Below are 18,965 nucleotides of genomic sequence, written 5' to 3'. Positions count from 1 at the left end.
CCCCGAGTGAAACGGACGAGGAGCGAGCAACAATGGCCCGAGTGCTGATCCTGACCGGCGACGCCGCCGAGGAACTCGACTCGATGTACCCGGTGTTCCGGCTGCGCGAAGGCGGGCACGAGGCGATCGTCGCCGCGCCCACCACCCGCCCGGTGAAGCTGGTCGTGCACGATTTCGAGCCGGGCTGGGACGCCTACACCGAGAAGCCCGGCCACCAGCTGCCCGTGGACCTGGCCTTCAGCGAGGTGGACCCGGCGGAGTACGACGCCGTCGTGATCCCCGGCGGGCGCGCGCCGGAGTACATCCGGACCGACCCGGACGTGGCCCGGATCGTCACGCACTTCTTCGACCGCGGCCTCCCCGTCGGCACCATCTGCCACGGCGCCCAGGTACCGGCCGCGCTGGGCCTGCTGCGCGGCCGCACCACCGCCGCCTTCCCACCCCTGAAGGCGGACGTGGAACAGGCAGGCGGCACCTTCGCCGACGCCCCCGACGTCGTGGACGGCGCCATGGTCTCCTGCCGAGGCTGGCCCGACCTCCCCGAATGGTCACGGGCCTTCATGCAAGTCCTGGAAAAGTCCCTGGGATAACCCGCGAGCACGCGACACAAATGTGGCTTTGGGGGCCGATTTCGCCCCCAAAGCCACATTTGTGTCACCCCCAGGAGCCACCCCACGCACCAGAACCGGCGGCCGGGCACCACAAACCCGAGCAGCCACCCACTCCCCCCTCCCCACCCCGATCCACCGCCAAAAACACGGCGGGGAGCCCGATGTCAAGGCATCTTTCCCGCCTTGACATCGGGCTCCCCGCCGTCGTCACACTAAAAATCGGGGTGGAGCAACGAACTCAGAACTGCGTGAAGAACTTCCACACCTCCCCCGCCGTCCACGTCTGCCACCCTTCGCAGCCGCACCCGTCGATGGGGGCCGGGGTGTGGCCGCCGTCGAACGCGGCCCACACGACCGGGTATCCCGGCTGGCAGCCGGAGTACGCGGTGACGCGGTGGCTGCGGCTGCCCTGCGCCGGCTCGGGTGGGTTCTGCGGTGTGCAGCCGTTGTTCTTCACGAACCGGTCACGCAACGCCCGTCCCTGCGAGATGTTGAGCACGGTGTCGCCCAGGCCGTGGATGCCCAGGTAGGCGATGGGCTGGGTACCGCCGGAGCAGCCGCTGAGCTGGGCGCCCGAGAAGACCGCGACCGCGCGGAAGACGGTCGCCCTGGCGCACGCGAGCGCGTTGCTCATCCCGCCGCCGTAGCTGAAGCCCAGAGCGAACCGCTGCGCGGTGTCCACGCAGAGCGCGGCTTCGAGTTGCTTGATCATGTCGTCGGTGAAGGTCACGTCCTCACCGCCGGAGTTGGCCCAGCCGTTGCTGATCCCCTGCGGCGCGACGAAGATCGCGCTGTTGTTCGCCAGCCGCTGCTGGCCGTAGTAGGCCCAGTTCGCCCCGTCGGTGCCGCCGGAGTTGACGTCGTTCGCGGTGCCGCCCCACCAGTGGTAGCCGAAGATCAGCCGGTAGGCGTGGTTGCGGTCGTACCCGTCGGGCAGCCTGAGGAGGTAGTTGCGGCTCTTGCCGCCGCTTTGGATCGTGTGGTTGCCGTTGGCCAGTGTCGGTGCCTTCCCGCACCCGGCGGAGGCCGCCGCCGTGCCCACCTCCGCGGGCGTTTCAGCCGTGGCCGGGGTGCTCGTGCCCAGGACGAGCAGTGCCGCGACCGCGACCGAGCCGAGCCAGGATTTGTGTTTCACCATCACAACTCCCTGTCGTTGTCCGTTCCTTGCTGTGTGGTGGCGTGGTAGGTGTGGTTCGCCTGTCCGGCGAACTCGATGAGGTCGGCTTCGGGCTTCGACGGCTGGACCTCGGTGCCGGTCGTCTGGTCGAGGAGCCGGTAGGTGCCGGTGAACAGGCGGCTGCGCACCCGGATCGGCCCGGCCCGGTCCGGGGTGACGGTCAACGCGCTCGGCTTGCCGCCGCTCCACACCGCGCCGACCGTGCGGCCACCGCGCCCGCGCAGGCCCGTGACGCTCCCCGCGGGCCAGGCGGACGGCAGCGCGGGCAGCACGTGCAGCTCGCCGTTGTGGCTGTGCAGCAGCATTTCGGCGATGCCGGAGGTCGCGCCGAAGTTGCCGTCGATCTGGAACGGCGGGTGCAGGTCGAACAGGTTGGGCGCCAGCCGTTCCGGCGTCACCAGCAGGCGGAGCAGGTCGCGCGCCCGGCCGCCCTCCTCCATCCGCGCCCAGAAGTTGATCTTCCAGGCGAGCGACCAGCCGGTACCGGCGTCGCCGCGCAGTTCCAGGGTCCGGCGGGCGGCCGTGTACAACTGCGGCGTGCCGCGCCGGGTGATCTGGTTGCTCGGGTGCAGGCCGTACAGGTGCGAGATGTGCCGGTGCCCCGGCTCGACCTCCACCCAGTCGTGCAGCCACTCCTGGATGTTGCCGCGCGACCCGATCTTCATCGGGGCCAGTTTCTGCCTGGCCGCCCGGACCTGGTCGCGGAATCCGGCGTCCACCCCGAGCACGTCGGCGGCGGAGGCGCAGCCGTCGAAGAGGTCGCGCAGGATCTGCATGTCCATCGTCGGCCCAGCGCACACGCTCGCGTTCGCGTGGTGGAGGGCTTCCGGCGAGTTCGACGGGTTGGTGACCAGGTGGCCCTGGGCGGGTTCGGGCACCAGGGTGTCGAGGAAGAACTGCGCCGCGCCCTTCATCGCCGGGTAGTTCTTCTGGAGGGCCCCGAGGTCGCCGGTGAACCGGTAGTGCTCCCAGAGCAGGGTGGCGAGCCAGGCACCGCCGGTCTGCCACATGCCCCACACCGCGCCGTCGACGACCGAGGATCCCCGCCAGCCGTCGGTGTTGTGGTGGGTGACCCAGCCGCGGGCGCCGTACTGCGTGCTCGCGGTGCGGCCACCGGTGACGGTGAGGTCGCCGATCATCCGGAACACCGGTTCGAAGCATTCGGCGAGGTTCGTGGTGCCTGCGGGCCAGTAGTTCATCGGCAGGTTGGCGTTGAGGGTGTACTTCGACTCCCACGCCGGGTTCAGCTGGTCGTTCCAGATGCCCTGCAGGTTCGCCGGCTGGCTGCCGGGCCGCGAGGACGAGATCAGCAGGTAGCGGCCGTACTGGAAGAGCAGGGTGGAGAACTGCGGATCGTCGGTGTGCTGGTGCTGGGCGATCCGGACGTCGGTCGGCTGGTCGGCCGCGGCGGTACGGCCGAGGTCGAGGGTGACCCGGCCGAACAACGCCTGGTAGTCGGCCACGTGCCTGGCGCGGAGCACGTCGTACGCGACGCCCTTGGCCGCGTTCAGCCGGGACTGGGCGAGTCCCCGGTAGTCGCCGTTCACGGTCCGGTAGTCGACGTAGCTGGTGCCGATCGAAACGAACAGGGTCACGCTGTTCGCGTTCGACACCCGCAGCGTGCCGCCGGAACTGCTGGTGCTCCCGCCCTCGGCCACGGCACTGGCCAGCGCGAGGAACCGGACCGAACCGGCTATCCCCCGCATGTCCCCGGAAATGCCGTCCAGCGCGGTCGTGAAGCTGTCCGGATTGGACACCGTCGTGCGCTGCGGGCTGCTGAACGCCGCCGTGAACGTCACCGAGCCGGGTTTGTCCGCGGTCAGGCGCATGATGATCACCTGGTCCGGCGCGCTGGCGAACACCTCACGCCGGTGCCGCACCCCGTTCGCGGTGTAGGTGACGACCGTCGTGGCGGTGGTCAGGTCGAGCAGGCGTTCGTACCCCGAGACGCTCGCCCCCGGCAGGGTGAGCTTGAGGTCGCCGACGGGCTGGTAGGCCAGCTGACCGGCGGGGTTGCCGAGCATGGCCTGGTTGACGCGGTCCTGCGCCTGCGTCCACTGCCCGGCGAACACCAACTGCCGGATCTGCGCGAGCGCCCCCGCGCCCTGCGGGTTGTCGTAGTTGCGCGGACCACCCGCCCAGACCGTGTCCTCGTTGAGCTGCAACCGTTCCGTGTCGGTGTTGCCGAAGACCATGGCGCCGAGGCGGCCGTTGCCGATGGGCAGCGCCCGCAGCCAGTCCCCACCGGCTGGCTTGTCGTACCACAGGGCCAGGTCACCCGCCGAGGGCGCGGCCGAGCCGGGCCGGGCGGTCCACCCGGCGGGCACCATCGCGGCCCCGGCGCCGAGCTTCATCACCTGCCGTCGCGTCAGATGCGGCATCCCGGCGCCTCCGTCCGCCCGGGGCTCACTGCGCGGCCCACCGCTGGTTGGCTCCCCCGGTGCAGGTCCACAGTTGCACCGGCGCGCCGTTCGCCGTCGAGGAACCGCCGACCTCCAGGCACAGCCCGGACTGGACGTTGGTGACGGTGCCGTCCGCGTTGCGGTTCCACTGCTGGTTGGCGCCGCCGTGGCAGGTCCAGATGATCGCCGCCGTGCCGTTGGCCGTGCCGTTGCCCGAGGCGTCCAGGCACCGCCGTGAGTTTCCGGAGTAGACGGTCAGCTCCTTGGCGGAGGTGTGGGTCCACTGCTGGTTCGCGCCGGTCCAGCAGTCCCAGATCTGCGACTGCGTGCCCGCCGTGGTGGTCTGGTTCGGCACGTCGAGGCACTTGTTCGCGGCCACCGCGCGCAGCACGCCGCCACCGCCGCCGCCCCCACCGCCGTTGAGCGTGTCGAGCACCGCCTGGTACGCCTGCTTCTTCTGGTAGTTGGTGTCGAACAGCAGCGGGGTGTCCTGGGCCCGCCAGCTGTACCGGTCGGTGATGCCCCAGGTGGTGATGCCGGTGCAGCGGGTGACGGCCATGCAGGCCTGGGTCACCTGCCGGTAGACGTTGGCCTGGCCGGACCCCGAGCCGCCGACGTCCAGCTCGGTGATCTGCACGTCGACGCCGAGGTCGGAGAACCGGCGCAGGTTCGCTTCGTAGCTGCTGAGGTTGGAGTTCGAGCCGAGGTGGCTCTGCATGCCGACGCAGTCGATCGGCACCCCGCGGTTGCGGAAGTCGACGACCATGTTGTAGATGCCGGTGCTCTTCGCGTTGACACCGTCGGTGTTGTAGTCGTTGTAGCAGAGCTTGGCGTTCGGATCGGCGGTGCGGGCGGCGCGGAAGGCGTCCTCGATGTAGCCGTTGCCGAGACGCTGCTGGAAGATGGACTGGCGGCGGCTGCCGTTCTCCTCGAACGCCTCGTTGACCACGTCCCACGAGTGGATCTTGCCTTTCCAGTGCCCGGCCACGCCGTTGATGTGACCGACCATCGCCTGCCGCAGGTCGTTGCCGGACAGGTTCTCCACCCAGCCCGGGTACTGGGCGTGCCAGACCAGGGTGTGGCCGCGCACGCTCATCCCGCGGCTGGCGGCGTAGTTGACGATCTGGTCGCCACCGCCGAAGGTGAACTGGTTCCGGTTGGGCTCGGTGGCGTCCCACTTCATCGCGTTCTCGGCCACGAGGCTGTTGAACTCGCGGTTCAGCGTGGACGAGTACGAGGCGTCGCCGAGGAGGTTGGGGACGACGGCGGCGCCGAAGTAGCGCCCGCTCTGGGCCGCCGCGGCGCCGAGCGTGTCGGCGGCGTGCGCCGTCCCGGCGGGCAGCACGACTACTGCCGCCGCCGTGGTCAGCGCGAAGACGGCCGACCTCAGGCGGCCGCGCCACCGCGGGGGTGAACTGCTGGTCATGATGGTCCTCACTTCGTCGTCGAAGGGTGGTCCCGCGGTGGCGGCCGCTTGGTTCAGCAGGTGGAGTCGGTCTGGGTGAGCAGGCCCATCCGCCAGGGCAGGCGGAGGTATTCCCCACTCGAACCCGGCGCCATTCCTTGGTAGAGGTATTGCAGCTTGCAGGGGTCGATGGTCAGCGTTTGGTCATTGCTCGCCCGGATGAGTTCGCCGTGGCTGATGTCGTTGGTCCAGACACCGTTGGGGAAGCTGACGTTGTTGCGCCCGGCGAAGGGCTTGCTCTCCGAGGCGGCGTGCGGGGTCCAGCTGCCGGTGAGGCTGCTGGAGGTGAAGGAACGGAAGTAGCGTCCGCCGGAGCCGATCGCCTCCTGGATCAGCAGGTACTGGTCGGCGCCGGCGACCTTGTAGACGTTGGTCGCTTCGAACAGGGCGAACTTGGAATCGGAAAGCACTATCTGCGTGTTGCCGAACCCGTCGGGGAAATTGGCCAGGCTGGTCTGCGCGCGGTAGATGTGGCCGTTGTCGTCGCTGAAGAACAGGAAGCAGTTCGCGGAATCGCAGATCACCCAGAAGTCGATCCAGGTGCCGTCGCCCTTGTTCTGGGTGACGATCGGCGGTTCCTGGGCGATGAAGGTGCGTGGCGCGGACCACGAGCGCGGGTCGGCGGGGTTGGTGCTGGTCGAGTAGGTCGGGGGCGCGGTCTGGTAGACGAGGTACCACAGGTTCTGCGGGGCGAAGTGGAACAGCTGGGGCGCCGCGCGGTAGCCGGGGCCGATCGCGGAGGCGGTGTCGAGGTAGGTGTGGGGTGCCGAGGCGGCCTGGGACCAGTCGCTGAAGTTGTAGTTCACCAGGCCCCAGCCGGACGGGCTGGCGGTGGTCGCGTAGACCACCCACTGGTTGTCGTGCCGGATGACGGTGAAGTCCTTGACCGCCAGCGCACCGGGGTGCTGGGCATCCGGTTTCGGGCCGGCGAGCACCCCGCTGGAGGACCACTGGATCGAAGAGGGCAGCACACCTTGTCCTGGATCGCTGGCGACGGGCACGAGCCGCCATTGCTGGTTGGCGCCGCCGTGGTCGGTGTACTGGACGACCCGGCCGCCGTCGGCGGTGGCGCCGTTCTGCACCTCGACGGCCTTGCCGCTGTTGCGGTTGAGCAGCCGGACGTGGCCGTCCGGGGAGTCGGCCAGGCGGAACTGCTGGTTCGTGGTGTTGTTGTCCTTCCACTGCACGATGTTCGCGCCGTCGGCGGTGGAGAGGTTGTACACGTCGAGCACCTTGCCGGAGTGCCGCGCCTGGAGCCGGTAGTAGCCGCCACCGGAGTCGACGAACCGGAACTGCTGGTTGCTCCCGTCCGCGCGGCTCCACTGGTGCAGCTGCGCACCGTCCGCTGTGGACAGTCCGGACACGTCGAGCACCTTGCCGCTGTTGCGGTTGACCAGCACGTACCACGTACCCGGGTCCACGGTGGCCGCCTGCGCGATGGGTGCGCCGAACCCGGCGGGGAGCACCGCGAGCACCGCCACCGCGGCGAACACCGAGGACCGCCACCTCCGTCTGGCCCTGCCCATGCCGAACACGGAGTACCTCCTTCACTTGACCGATACCGGGGCACTACGGGGTGGAGAGTTCGAACCGCTGCACCGTCACCGCGCCGCCGAGCGCCTGGGTGGCGTGGTTGAACACGGCGAACCGGTACCCCATGAAGAACGTCCAGTTGTTGTTCAGCGTGAACCCGGGACCGAAGGGAACGAAGTTCACCCCGTCGGTGCTGTAGGAGAACTTCGCCTGCCTGCCCGCGCCCGGCCGGATGTCGGCGTTGGCGCGCAACCAGATCCGGGTCCCGGCGAAGTCCGCGCCCGCGACCTCGGTGCCGGTGTTCGTGGTGTTCCAGTTGCCGTCCATGGTCAGGTTGTTGACCATCACCACCCGGTTCCGGCCGCCGTCGCGTTTGATCCCGAGCCAGGCGGAGGAATCCCGGAGCATGGCCAGGCCGCTGCGGTCCCCGTCGCGCATCGCGGACAGGTCGAGGGCGACCGTCGCCGTCGAACTGGGCCCCTGGATGCGGTGGGTCAGGGTGTTCCGTGCCGAATACAGGTCGTTGGTCACGGTGGCGGTCTGCAACCGCAGGCCGTTGCCGACGGTGTACTTCGTGGTGTCGGGGTTGTGGTTCCACTCCCACTGCGGCCCGAGCGCGGAGCCGGTGAAGGTGTCCACGCCGATCATCGGCTTGACCGGGCGGGGCGTCAGGTTCGGGAACGGGTAGGTGGCACCCCACCTGCCGTTCACCGTCTGCACCTGCGGCCAGCCGTCCGAGGTCCAGGTGACCGGGGCGAGCGCGGGCACGCGGCCGCCGGGGTAGGCGTCGACGAAGGCCAGGTAGTACCACTGGCCGTTCTGGGTCTGCACCAGCCCGCCCTGGTGCGGCACTCCCCCGCCCTGGATCGGTCCCGGCAGGTCCAGCAGCACCTGCCGGAGCGTGTACGGCCCGAACGGGTTGTCGGCCTTGAGGATGTACTGCCCGTTCGCCGGGCGGGTGAGGAAGATGTAGTACTTGCCGTCACGCTTGTAGAAGCGGGCGCCTTCCAGCGTGCCGATGTTCGACGGGGTGGTGAACACCTGCTGGGAGCGCACCTCGCTCTTCCCGTCCGGCGACAGCTCCGCGACGCTGATGTTCGTGTTGCCGTAGGCGACGTACATCTTGTCGTTGTCATCGATCAGCATGCCCGCGTCGTAGTAGCACTTGTTGATCGTGGCGTGCCGCTGCCACGGGCCTTCCACCGTCGACGCGGTGTAGAGGTGGGTGTTGGCGAAGTCGACGCACCCACCCCAGTAGAAGGTGTTGTTGCTCTTGCGGTGGTTGAACATCGACGCCCAGATCCCGCGCACGTAACCGCGGCCGCCGCTCAGGTCGTACTTCGCGCCGAAGTCCAGCTTCGGCACCGAGTGCCCGGCGAACTCCCAGTTCACCAGGTCGTAGGACCGCAGGACCGGCGCGCCCGGCGAATAGTGCATGGTGGACGCCGAGTAGTAGTAGGCGTCGTTCACCCTGATGATGTCGATGTCCGCGAAGTCCTGCCACAGCACCGGATTGTTGTACGTGGCCTGCGCCCGCACGCTTCCCGCCGGTGCCGCCTGCACCAGCCCGGCGGCGGCGACCAGCACCGCGGCCACTGTCCACAGTCGACGGAGCAGCACAACTCCTCCTATCCGGACCGCTCAGCCGCGGTTCCATCGCTGGTTGGCCTGCCCGTTGCAGGTCCACAGGAGCACGGCCGTCCCGTTCGCCGTGCCCGCTCCGCTGACGTCCAGGCAGAGGCCCGAACCGGTGTTCGTGATGGCGCCGTTCGCCCCGAGGGTCCACTTCTGGTTGGCCTGGCCGTTGCACGGCCAGATGACCACCCGGGTCCCGGCGGTGGTGCCCTGGTTGTGCGCGTCGAGGCACTTGTCGCCGAAGACGCGGATCTCACCACCGGCCCAGGTCGTCCACAGCTGGTTCGCGGCGGTGTGGCAGTCCCAGACCAGCGCGCCCGTCCCGGCCGCGGTCGAGGAGTTGTCGACGTCGAGGCAGCGCCCCGACCCGTCGCCGCGCAGGCGGGAGGTGGTACCGGCCAGTGGCGTACCGCCGGTGACCCGGTAGGCCGCCACCCCGTGGGCCGGCACGCTCGCCGTGAGCTGCCCCGCGGTGCTCGACGTGGTCCCGGTCCACAGGTCGGTCAGCGTGAACGACCCGCCGGACAGGCCCACCTGGGCCGCGGTGGTGCTGATCGTGGCGGTCCCGCCGCCGCGGTTGAACAACCCCACCGCGACCGAACCGTCCGACAGCGGTTTGGCGAAGACCTCGACGTCACCGTCGTCCCGCACCCGCCGCCCGCCCGCGCCGAGGCTGTCCTGGTTGACCGCCAGCAGCCGCGGATTGCGCAGGATCGCCGAGACGTCGGCGGACATGGTGCGGATGTCGTTGCCCGCCATCAGCGGCGCGGCCATCAGCGCCCACAACGCGAAGTGCGACCGCGACTCGGTCAGCGTGAGCCCTGGCCGGCCGACCACCAGCATGTCCGGGTCGTTCCAGTGCCCCGGCCCGGCCTGGGCCGCCAGCGGCGCGTTCACGTCGACGACGTTGCCCACGCCCATCGGGTAGCTGTTGGTGTTGCCGTTCTGCCAGATGTCCAGCAGGTCCTCGGTGGTCCGCCACAGGTCGGCGACCTGCCCCCAGTCGTAGGTGGCGCCGGTGATCGCGTGGAAGCTGTTCGGGTTGATGCTGTAGACGATCGGGCGCCCGGTCGCCCGTACCGCGTCGCGCATCAGCGTGAACCGGGCGACCTGCTCGTCACGGGTGCCCTCCGGCGAGCACCAGTCGTACTTCAGGTAGTCCACCCCCCACGACGCGAACGTGGTGGCGTCCTGGACCTCGTGGCCCGCGCTGCCCGTCGAGCCGGGGTGCGTGCCGACGCGCTGGGCGCAGGTGCGCTCGGTGGGCACCTGGTAGATCCCGAACTTCAGGCCCCGGCTGTGGATGTAGTCGCCCAGCGCCTTCATCCCGCTCGGGAACTTCGCCGGGTGCGCCCGCAGGTTGCCCTGCGCGTCCCGGTTCGGGTCGAACCAGCAGTCGTCCACCACCACGTACCGGTAGCCCGCGTCACGCATGCCGGAATCGACCATCGCGTCCGCCGCCTGCCGGACCGCCGCCTCGGTGACCCCGCAGCCGAAGCTGTTCCAGCTGTTCCACCCCAGCGGGGGCGTCACCGCCGGGCTGCCGGGCGCGGCTCCGGCCACCGGCTGGTGCGCCGGGGAGAAGACCACGGACAACACCGTCGCCAGTGCCATCGCGGCAGCGAACAGGCGTGCCAGGCACGTGCTGGGTCGCGCGGGCATCGTTGCCCCTTCCCTCGCGTGAACGGAATCAGGAGATCTGCCGCGGGCGAACGCTTCACGCCCCAGATCGATGGGGTTCCAGCCAGCCGGAGGTCGGTGATGTGAACGCTAACATGTCCGTCCGGACAGGAACAAGCCGTAATTTCGGGCGACTTCGCGAAAGTTTCGCTACCCAGCGTTAGCGCGAACATCGTGGTACGCCAACGGATCCGCGATCATGCCCGCGGACAGTTGGTCCATTGTGGATTCAATGACCGGGCGGCGATGGTGGCCCGGCGGAGGGCAGATCCCTACCTCGGCATCACACAACTCCCTTGTTGTGGTGACGGCGAACGAGTCGCTTGTATCCGACTCATTCCTTCGAGGTGGCGGCCCGCCCTACACCATACCGCCCGATGACGCACTGTCGTCAAGGGATGACCCGGGCGGCACGCCGGCCGCGACGCGGATGAGTCTGATCCATCCGGCTGACCCGCTTGTCGATGAGTTGTTCCTATGGTCCACTGGTCATCGCAGCGCTTCCTCGCTGTCCTGGCCAGTAGCACGGCGTCGAGCACCTCCCCCCACTTAAGGAGATCCTGTGTTCGCGTCCTCGTCTTCCGTGGTGCGCAGACCGATACCGGCCGCCCTCGCGGCACTGACCGCCGCGATGGCCGTGCTGGCCCCGGTTCCGGCTGCCGCCGCGGCCGCGACCACCCTCCACGCCGCCCCGTCCGGCACCGGCATCGCTTGCACCGCAGCCGATCCGTGTTCCCTGCCCGCCGCGCAGGCCGCGGTGCGCTCCCTGGTCGGCACGATGTCCGGCGACCTCGTCGTGGAGCTGGCCGACGGGGTGTACCGGCTCACCGAGCCGCTGCGGCTGACCGCCGCGGACTCCGGCAACCACGGGCACCGCGTCGTGTGGCGGGCGGCCCCGTCGGCCCGCCCGGTGCTCACCGGCGCCCGCGCGGTCACCGGCTGGACGGTCGCCGACGCCGGGAAGAACATCTGGCGCGCGAACGTCGGCGCCGGGATCGACGCCCGGCAGTTGTACGTCGACGGCGCGATCGCCACCCGCGCGCGGACACGGGTGAACCGGTCCGACTTCACCTTCACCAGCTCCGGCCTGGGTTTCTCCAGCCCCGCGCTGGGTTACCTGAACAACCTGGCCAGGCAGGACCGGGTCGAGGTGGAGAGCGTCAACTCGTTCACCGACCGGTATTCGCCCGTGCGGTCCATCAACGGGAACTTCATCACCATGCGGCAGCCCGCGTGGAACAACAACACCTTCGGCTACGACACGCTCGCCGCCCCGCACCGGGCGGGCCCGTTCTACCTGGCCAACGCCTACGAGTTCCTCGACAGCCCCGGCGAGTGGTACCTCGATCCCGGCTCCGGCACCTTGTTCCTTGTCCCGCCGGCCGCACAAGACCCGGAAAAAGTCAGCGTCGAACTCCCGGTGCTCCAGTCCCTGGTCAGCGTCGGCGGCACCTACGACGCGCCCGCGCACGACATCACCTTCAGCGGGCTCACCTTCACCGGCACGAGCTGGCTCGGCCCCAGCGGCGACCAGGGGTACGCCGACCAGCAGACCGGCGCCTACCTCGCGGGCGGCTGGAACTGGCCGGCCGACCGGCTGACCTCCTGCCAGAACGGCTGCCCGCAGTTCGAAGCGGCCCGGCCGCACTGGCGCCAGATGCCCGCCGCCGTGCAGGTTTCCGCCGCCGAACGCATCACCTTCGGCGATTCGGAGTTCGTCAACCTGGGACAGACGGCGATCGGCATCGGCAACGACGCCAACGCCCACACCAGCGGCGTCGGCCTCGGCGCGCGCGACATCACGATCACCGGGTCCGAGATCGCCCGCAACTCCGCCGGCGGCATCGTGGTCGGCGGCGTCCGCGCCGACGCGCACCACCCGGTCGACCAGCGGATGGTCAACCGGAACATCACCGTCGGCGACAACCGCCTCCACGACCTCGGCGTGGACTACCGGGGCAGCGTTTCGGTACTGACCACCTACGTCACCACGACCGACGTGTCGCACAACGAGGTCTACAACCTGCCCTACACCGGCATGTCGATCGGCTACGGCTGGGGCAGCAACGACGCCGGTGGCAGCGACCACTACGCCAAGCGCGGGCTGTACGACTACCAGCCGCGGTACTCGACGCCGACCACCGCGTCGGGCAACCGGCTCACCGGCAACCACATCCACGACGTCATGCAGCAGATGAACGACGGCGGCTGCATCTACACACTGGCGTGGAACCCGGGCGCGCAGATCGGCGGCAACCACTGCGAGCGGGCGAACGGCCACTTCGGCGTCTACTTCGACGAAGGCTCGAAGTACTACACCGTCACCGGCAACGTCTTCTCCGCCACGGGAACCTGGGCCACGGCCAACTACTGGGGCGGGGAGAACATGGGGAACTGGACGCTCACCGGCAACTGGTCGGCCAACGGCAGCACGAACGTGACCCACGGGGACCGCGGCAACGTCGTCCACAGCAACGTGACCGTCACCGGGGGCGCCTGGCCACCCGGCGCACAGGCCGTGATCGCGAATGCCGGACCTCGCGGCGGCACCCAGTGGAGCCCGCGGTGAGGCGGTGGGCGGCCGTGCTGGTCGCGGCACTGACGCTGGCGGGCTGCGGAAGCGCCTCGGGGCCGGACTCGGCGTCCGGCGGCGGCGAGCACAAGCTCGTGGTCTGGGACTGGAAGTCGGGCGACCCCGCCGCGGCGGCCTACCTCGAGAAGGCCAAGGCCGACTTCGCGGCCAAGCGCCCCGGCGTCTCCGTCGAATTCGTGGCGCAGCCGTTCGACCAGTACTACACCCTGCTCGGCGCGGCCATCCAGGCGGGCAGGGGGCCGGACGTCATGCTGTTCAACGGCGGCGGCCGGCTCCGCGACCGGGTGGACGCGCTCGTACCGCTGGATCCCTACGTCATCGCGGATCGCGACCGGCTCACGGGCTGGGAAGCGTTCGGGGGGAACGGGAAGACCTACGCCTCGCCGGTGACGCTGCAGGGCCATCCGATCTACGTCAACCGCAAGCTCTACCGGGACGCGGGCCTCGATCCGGACCGCCCGCCCGCGACCTGGGACGAGTTCGTCGACGCGTGCACCACGATCAAGGACCGGACCGGCGCCCGGTGCCTCGCGCTCGGCAACAAGGAAGGCGCGGGCATCCAGTTCTTCCTGTCCGCCCTGGGTTCGGGTGCGCTCACCGGCCAGGAGTACGGCGACTGGCTGGCCGGGAACCGGGACTGGGCCTCGCCGGACGTGAAGCGGATCTTCGAACTGTGGACGGAAGCCGACCGCGCGGGTCTCAACACCGAGGGGCCCAATTCGACGGCGATGTTCAACGACTCCTTCGCGAAGTTCCAGTCCGGCGAGGCGGCCCACGTCATCGGGCTGATGTCGGACGTCGGGCACTGGAAGGACTTCGGCGAGTTCCTCGACCCCGGCGACATCGGCGTGCTGCCCGCACCGGTCATCACCCCCGGTGCGGCACCGAGCCTGCCCTACGACGGTGGCATCGGCTACGCGGTCGCCCGGTGGACCCCGGATCCCGCGCTCGCCGCCGATCTGGTCCGTTCACTGTCCTCCAAGGACGCGCTGGCGGCGTTCCACGCCGACGCGGGCGCGATCGCCGCGGACACCTCCATCGACGTGTCGGCGGCCGGTCCGGTCGCCTCCCGCGTCGTCTCCGGGATCGCGGGCGGACGGCCCGCCCTGCACGTGGCGCTGTCGTCGACCACGCTGGACCTGATGGGAAGGCTGTCCCAGCAACTGCTGAGCGGCTCGGTCACCGTCGACGAGGCGCTGACACAGCTGGCCGCCTCGGATCGGGACGGCTGACCGGGTGCCGCCGGCCGGCCGCCGCCTGCGCGCGGAACGCCTCGCGCCCTACGCACTGGTGGCGCCGGCCGTGCTGGTCGTGGTCGCGCTGCGGCTGTACCCGCTGGCGCTCGGCGTCAACTTCTCGTTCACCGGGGACGGGGAACGCGACGGAACCGCCGTGGGACTGGACAACTACGCGACCCTCTTCGACGACCCGCTCTTCCTCGGCGCGCTGCGGAACGTGGGCCTGCTGGTGTTGTTGCTGCCGGTGGCGGTCGCGATCCCCGGGCTGCTCGCGACCTTCATCTACCTGCGCGTGCCGGGACACCGGCTCTTCCGCGGCGTCTACTTCTTCCCCGCGGTGCTGTCGCCGGTGATCGCCGGGGCGATCTTCAACCTGCTGCTGGCCTTCGACGGTCCGGCCAACGCCCTGCTCGGCACCGTCGGCCTCGGCCCGGTCGACTGGCTCGGTGATCCGGACGTCGCGCTCTTCGCGGTCGTCGGCGTGCACGTCTGGGCGACCTTCGGGATGGCGCTGGTGGTGTTCCTCGCCGGGTTCGCGACGCTCGACCCCTCGCTGCTCGACGCCGCGCGCATCGACGGCGCCGCGCTGCCGCGGCTCCTCCGGCACGTGATCGTCCCCGGCCTGACCCGCACCATCCAGTTCGTCTTCGTGACCACCATGATCGGGCTGCTGACCTCGATGTTCGGCCTGCTCTACGTGATGACCGGCGGCGGCCCGGGCGGCGCGACCTACCTGCCGGAGTACTACATCTGGATCCAGCAGGGGCAACTGGACCGCCCGGCGCTCGCCTCGGCCGCGTCCACCGTGCTCTTCCTCGTCATGGTGGTGGTGGGCCTGCTGCAGATCAGCCTGCTCCGCCGGTCCGGCCGGGTGGACTGATGCGCGCCCGGTGGCTGGCCTCCATCCCGATGGCCGCGCTCGCGCTGGTGACGATCTACCCGCTGGTGTTCACCACGAACGTCGCGCTGAAGACCCGGCGCGAATACGTCCTGGACCGCTTCTCCCCCGCCGGATCCCCGCGGCCGGACAACCTCGCCACCGCCTGGACCAGCGTGGGCATGGGCGGCTACTTCGCCACCTCGCTCATCGTCGTGACGTGCGCGGTGGCCCTGCTGCTGTGGCTCGGCTCGATGGCGGGCTTCGCCTTGGGCAGCCTGCGCTTCCGCGGCTCGCGGGCGCTCTACCTCGGCTGCCTCGCGGCGTTGTTCATCCCGTTCCAGGTGATCATGGTCCCGCTGGCCCGGACGATGACCACCCTGGGCCTGATCGACACGCGCCCCGGACTGGTCCTCGCCTATGTCGCGCAGTTCCTCCCGTTCACGATCTTCCTGATGGCGAGCTACTACGCCCACGTTCCGCCCGAGATCGTCGACGCGGCCAGGATCGACGGCAACACGCTGTTCGGCGTCTACCGCAGGATCATGCTGCCGATCGGTACCCCGGCCCTGATCTCGGCCGGCATCCTCGATGCGTTGTTCTGCTGGAACGACGTGCTCATCGCGTTGCTGCTGATGCCATCGGCGGAAAACCGCACCCTGATGGTCGGGGTCACCTCGTTGCGCGGGCAGTACTCCGACGACATCCCGACCTTCGCCGCCGGCGTCCTCATCGCCGCCGTGCCCGTGCTCATCGTCTACCTGTTCTTCCAGCGCCACATCGCCGAAGGCGTCGCCGCCGGCTCCACGAAGGGCTGACACCATGCGGATCACCGGGTTCCGAACACTGCAGACGGTCCAGGAATGGGGGCGCCCGGTCGGGGACGCCAACGGGGTCTTCGCCGACGGGCGCATCCCCGTGCCGATCATCCTGGTGGACACCGACGAGGGCATCACCGGCATCGGCCTCGGGCCGCACGCCGACGCCGACGCGGTCTTCGCCGCCATCGACGGCGAGGACCCGCGCGGGGTCACCGCCCTCTACGACCGCATGCTGCGGCATCGGTTCAAGACCGGGCACGCGGGGGCGGTGTTCGGCACCATCGGCGCGTTCGACACGGCGTTGTGGGACATCAAAGCCCAGGCCGCCGGGGAGCCGCTCTGGCGGTTGCTGGGCGGCCGGGACCGGCACGTGCCCGCATACGCCTCGGGCCTGGACATCGGCCTCACCGACGCCGAACTCGTGGCGGTGTACCAGGACTACGCCGAGCACGGCCTGCGCGCGGCCAAGCTCAAGGGCGGCCTGGACGTCGACCGGGACCGCCACCGGCTGACGCTGGTCCGCGAAGTGCTGGCCGGTGCCGCGCGGGGACCACGGCCCGTCCTGATGCTCGACGCGAACGAGTCCTGGTCCCGCAAGCAGGCCGTCCGCCACGTCGGCGAACTCGAACGCACCCTGGACCTCACCTGGGTGGAGGAACCGGTCCGGCGCTGGGACGCCGACGGGCTGGCCGCCGTCGGCCGGGGCATCCGGGCGGCGGTGGCCAGCGGGGAGAACCTTTCCGGGCTCGAACAGTTCCGCCCGCTGCTCGCCGCCGGAGCGATCGACATCGTGCAGACGAGCGCGGTCTGGGGCATCACCCACTTCCTGCGCGTCGCCACCCTGGCCCACGCGCACGAACTGCCGGTCAGCCCCGTCGGGAACACGCCCATCGGCCTGCTGCACGCGGCGACCTCGGCACCGAACCACCTGGCCGCCGAACTGCAGGACCTGTTGCCACCCCAAGGCGTCTTCGTCGACGCGCACGTCGAAGACGGCCACTTCGTCCTCGGCGACTCGCCGGGCATCGGCATCCGGATCGACGAGGACCTCATCCGGGCCCGTCCGGGTGCCACCGCCCGTGGTGGGCCGAACGTGCGGCCGGACTGGGCCGGACGGCGCCTGCTCCCCGTGCCGGAAGGCATGCCCGTACCCCGGCACCGCACCGGCGTCGTCCGCCCGCTCCCCCTCCGCCAGGCGGACGGGAAGTGAGCAGCGGCGGCTTCGTCTCATCAAGTACGACATCGGGCAGATTATTGACGGCCGTCACGTAGATGCATATCTTCGCGGGGAGCGGCGATCCCCCGGCTGGAGGTCGATGATGACGAAACTCAGAACGGTGCTCGCGACGCTGATCAGCATCCTGCTGGTCGCCGGTATGGGCGGTGCGCCCCCGGCGGCCGCCGCCTCACTGGTCGAGGTGACCGGCTTCGGCAGCAATCCGGGCGGCATGCGCATGCACCTCTACGTGCCCGATTCCCACCCGGCGAACCCGGCGATCGTGGTCGCCATGCACGGCTGCGGCGGCTCGGGACCCGGCTTCTACTCGAGCAGTGAATTCGCTTCGCTGGCCAACCAGAAGGGCTTCCTGGTCATCTACCCGAGCGCCCAGCAGCAGGCCGGGTTCGGGAAGTGCTTCGACACCTGGTCCGACGCGTCCAAGCACCGCGGCGGCGGCAGCGACCCGGTCTCGATCGCCTCGATGGTGACCTACGCGCAGCAGAAGCACGGCGGCGACCCGCAGCGCGTCTTCGCCACCGGCTCCTCCTCCGGCGGCATGATGACCAACCACCTGCTCGCCCTCTACCCGGACGTGTTCAAGGCGGGCGCGGCGTTCATGGGCGTGCCGTTCAACTGCTTCGCCAACGCCGCCGACTTCCCGCCGGGGGCGAGCAAGTGCACCGGCGGCAGCATGAACCGGACCCCGCAGCAGTGGGGGGACGCCGTCCGGCAGGCGTATCCCGGCTACGCCGGTCCCCGGCCGAGGATGCAGTTGTGGCACGGTACCGCCGACACCCTGGTGCCGTATTCGCTGCTGCAGGAGGAAATCGAGCAGTGGACCAACGTGTTCGGGCTGAGCCAGACGCCGACCTCGACCGACACGCCCCAGCCCAACTGGAACCGCCGCCAGTACGCGGACCCCGCGGGCACCGTCCAGGTCGAGGCCTACAGCATCCAGGGCGCCGGGCACAGCCTGCCCTCGGGCGGCATGGCCGCGCGCGCACTCGCCTTCTTCGGCATCGGCTGACGCGGACCGGCTCCGTCCACTGAGGACCGGCACAGACCGGCGGGTCAGCCGGTCCGATGTGGACGGAGCACGGGCAGCACGATGTCGTCGACCACGTGGCGGATGTAGGTCTTGTCCACCGGGTCGCCGAGCATCAGCGTGCGGAAGAAGACCAGCGCCGGCCCCAGGTACCAGATCGTGTCCAGCGAGGCGTCCTCGTCGAACTCACCGCGGTGGCGGCCCCGTTCGAAGACCAGCGTCATCATTTCCCGGCGGGCCGCGATGAACCCGGTGCGCATGGCCTCGGCGAGTTCGGGGCTGCGCCGGAGTTCGCCGATCAGCCCGATCATCACGTCGCCGAGCCGGTCGAGTTCGAGCATCAGCCCGTCGAGCACGGCCACCAGGTCGTCACGCAGCGAGCCGGTGTCCGGCGGGTCCGGGATGTGCTCGACCGCCTGGGTGAAGGCCGCCACCACCAGCGCCGCCTTGTTCGGCCAGCGCCGGTAGACGGTGGCCTTGCTGGCTCGCGCGCGGGCGACCACGGCGTCGATGGTCAGCCGGTCGTAGCCGGTCTCACGCAGGACGTCGAGGGTCGCGGCCAGCAGCTCGTCCTGCCGAGCCTGCCCGCCCCGCAGCCGGGCCGTGGACATGGCGGGAATGCTACGTGACACGAGCAGTACGGTACCGTACCGTACACATCACGAGCTG

13 protein-coding genes and 1 pseudogene are annotated in these 18,965 nt (G+C 69.9%); 7 read left to right on the top strand and 7 right to left on the bottom strand.

The features are described from left to right. Nucleotides 1-32 precede the first annotated feature (32 nt). Nucleotides 33-590 carry a DJ-1/PfpI family protein gene (locus tag JOM49_RS20860; protein ID WP_209665940.1) on the top strand — a complete coding sequence of 186 codons (558 nt, stop codon included), beginning with the start codon at nucleotides 33-35 and terminating at the stop codon, nucleotides 588-590. Nucleotides 591-852: 262 nt separating this feature from the next. On the opposite strand, the pseudogene JOM49_RS20855 reads toward JOM49_RS20860, so the two are convergent. The 6 genes and pseudogenes from JOM49_RS20855 to JOM49_RS20830 form a co-directional block, all read right to left on the bottom strand. Continuing rightward, a pseudogene (locus JOM49_RS20855) lies at nucleotides 853-1,749 on the bottom strand (CE1 family esterase); the annotation flags it as partial. Further along, entirely contained in the window at nucleotides 1,749-4,169 is a 2,421-nt protein-coding gene (locus tag JOM49_RS20850; protein WP_209665939.1) for a glycoside hydrolase family 95 protein, read from the bottom strand. The gene JOM49_RS20850 and the pseudogene JOM49_RS20855, both read right to left, overlap by 1 nt. Before the next feature lie 25 nt (nucleotides 4,170-4,194). Beyond that, complete coding sequence (locus JOM49_RS20845; RefSeq protein ID WP_209665938.1) at nucleotides 4,195-5,616, bottom strand: glycoside hydrolase family 10 protein; 1,422 nt, start codon at nucleotides 5,614-5,616, stop codon at nucleotides 4,195-4,197. A 53-nt stretch (nucleotides 5,617-5,669) separates the two neighbouring features. After that, a complete protein-coding gene (locus tag JOM49_RS20840; RefSeq protein ID WP_209665937.1) occupies nucleotides 5,670-7,181 on the bottom strand; it encodes a non-reducing end alpha-L-arabinofuranosidase family hydrolase in 1,512 nt (503 codons plus the stop codon). Nucleotides 7,182-7,224: 43 nt separating this feature from the next. Then, the gene (locus tag JOM49_RS20835; RefSeq protein WP_209665936.1) at nucleotides 7,225-8,808 is read right to left on the bottom strand and encodes a glycoside hydrolase family 43 protein; all 1,584 of its coding nucleotides are present in this window, start codon (nucleotides 8,806-8,808) and stop codon (nucleotides 7,225-7,227) included. Nucleotides 8,809-8,829: 21 nt separating this feature from the next. Next, nucleotides 8,830-10,485: a glycoside hydrolase family 27 protein gene (locus JOM49_RS20830; RefSeq protein ID WP_209665935.1), complete on the bottom strand. Its 1,656-nt coding sequence runs from the start codon at nucleotides 10,483-10,485 to the stop codon at nucleotides 8,830-8,832. A gap of 604 nt (nucleotides 10,486-11,089) precedes the next feature. On the opposite strand from JOM49_RS20830, the gene JOM49_RS43075 reads away from it, so the two are divergent. The 6 genes from JOM49_RS43075 to JOM49_RS20805 all read left to right on the top strand — a co-directional run bounded on the left by JOM49_RS43075 (nucleotide 11,090) and on the right by JOM49_RS20805 (nucleotide 18,278). After that, the gene (locus tag JOM49_RS43075; protein WP_245369397.1) at nucleotides 11,090-13,072 is read left to right on the top strand and encodes a right-handed parallel beta-helix repeat-containing protein; all 1,983 of its coding nucleotides are present in this window, start codon (nucleotides 11,090-11,092) and stop codon (nucleotides 13,070-13,072) included. Then, the gene (locus tag JOM49_RS43070; RefSeq protein WP_308158811.1) at nucleotides 13,069-14,328 is read left to right on the top strand and encodes an ABC transporter substrate-binding protein; all 1,260 of its coding nucleotides are present in this window, start codon (nucleotides 13,069-13,071) and stop codon (nucleotides 14,326-14,328) included. Before JOM49_RS43075 ends, JOM49_RS43070 begins: the two co-directional genes overlap by 4 nt. 4 nt (nucleotides 14,329-14,332) lie before the next feature. Continuing rightward, entirely contained in the window at nucleotides 14,333-15,214 is an 882-nt protein-coding gene (locus JOM49_RS20820) for a carbohydrate ABC transporter permease (protein WP_308158810.1), read from the top strand. Then, on the top strand, nucleotides 15,214-16,029 hold the full coding sequence (locus JOM49_RS20815; protein WP_209665934.1) for a carbohydrate ABC transporter permease: 816 nt from the start codon (nucleotides 15,214-15,216) through the stop codon (nucleotides 16,027-16,029). Before JOM49_RS20820 ends, JOM49_RS20815 begins: the two co-directional genes overlap by 1 nt. Before the next feature lie 4 nt (nucleotides 16,030-16,033). Further along, entirely contained in the window at nucleotides 16,034-17,242 is a 1,209-nt protein-coding gene (locus JOM49_RS20810; protein WP_209665933.1) for a mandelate racemase/muconate lactonizing enzyme family protein, read from the top strand. 109 nt (nucleotides 17,243-17,351) lie between these two features. Next, nucleotides 17,352-18,278: an extracellular catalytic domain type 1 short-chain-length polyhydroxyalkanoate depolymerase gene (locus JOM49_RS20805; RefSeq protein ID WP_209665932.1), complete on the top strand. Its 927-nt coding sequence runs from the start codon at nucleotides 17,352-17,354 to the stop codon at nucleotides 18,276-18,278. Nucleotides 18,279-18,322: 44 nt separating this feature from the next. Here the strand turns inward: JOM49_RS20805 and JOM49_RS20800 are convergent, their stop codons facing one another. Beyond that, entirely contained in the window at nucleotides 18,323-18,907 is a 585-nt protein-coding gene (locus JOM49_RS20800; RefSeq protein WP_209665931.1) for a TetR/AcrR family transcriptional regulator, read from the bottom strand. Between the last annotated feature and the right edge of the window lie 58 nt (nucleotides 18,908-18,965).

This window comes from Amycolatopsis magusensis (genome assembly GCF_017875555.1).
Lineage (GTDB): Bacteria > Actinomycetota > Actinomycetes > Mycobacteriales > Pseudonocardiaceae > Amycolatopsis > Amycolatopsis magusensis.
This window is presented reverse-complemented; position numbering and strand designations above follow the sequence as displayed.

Coding starts and splice junctions, on each gene's coding strand:
- JOM49_RS20845 (WP_209665938.1), bottom strand. CDS start 5,616: ATGACCAGCAGTTCACCCCCGCGGTGGCGCGGCCGCCTGAGGTCGGCC.
- JOM49_RS20830 (WP_209665935.1), bottom strand. CDS start 10,485: ATGCCCGCGCGACCCAGCACGTGCCTGGCACGCCTGTTCGCTGCCGCG.
- JOM49_RS20810 (WP_209665933.1), top strand. CDS start 16,034: ATGCGGATCACCGGGTTCCGAACACTGCAGACGGTCCAGGAATGGGGG.
- JOM49_RS20850 (WP_209665939.1), bottom strand. CDS start 4,169: ATGCCGCATCTGACGCGACGGCAGGTGATGAAGCTCGGCGCCGGGGCC.
- JOM49_RS20815 (WP_209665934.1), top strand. CDS start 15,214: ATGCGCGCCCGGTGGCTGGCCTCCATCCCGATGGCCGCGCTCGCGCTG.
- JOM49_RS20860 (WP_209665940.1), top strand. CDS start 33: ATGGCCCGAGTGCTGATCCTGACCGGCGACGCCGCCGAGGAACTCGAC.
- JOM49_RS20840 (WP_209665937.1), bottom strand. CDS start 7,181: ATGGGCAGGGCCAGACGGAGGTGGCGGTCCTCGGTGTTCGCCGCGGTG.
- JOM49_RS20805 (WP_209665932.1), top strand. CDS start 17,352: ATGACGAAACTCAGAACGGTGCTCGCGACGCTGATCAGCATCCTGCTG.
- JOM49_RS20800 (WP_209665931.1), bottom strand. CDS start 18,907: ATGTCCACGGCCCGGCTGCGGGGCGGGCAGGCTCGGCAGGACGAGCTG.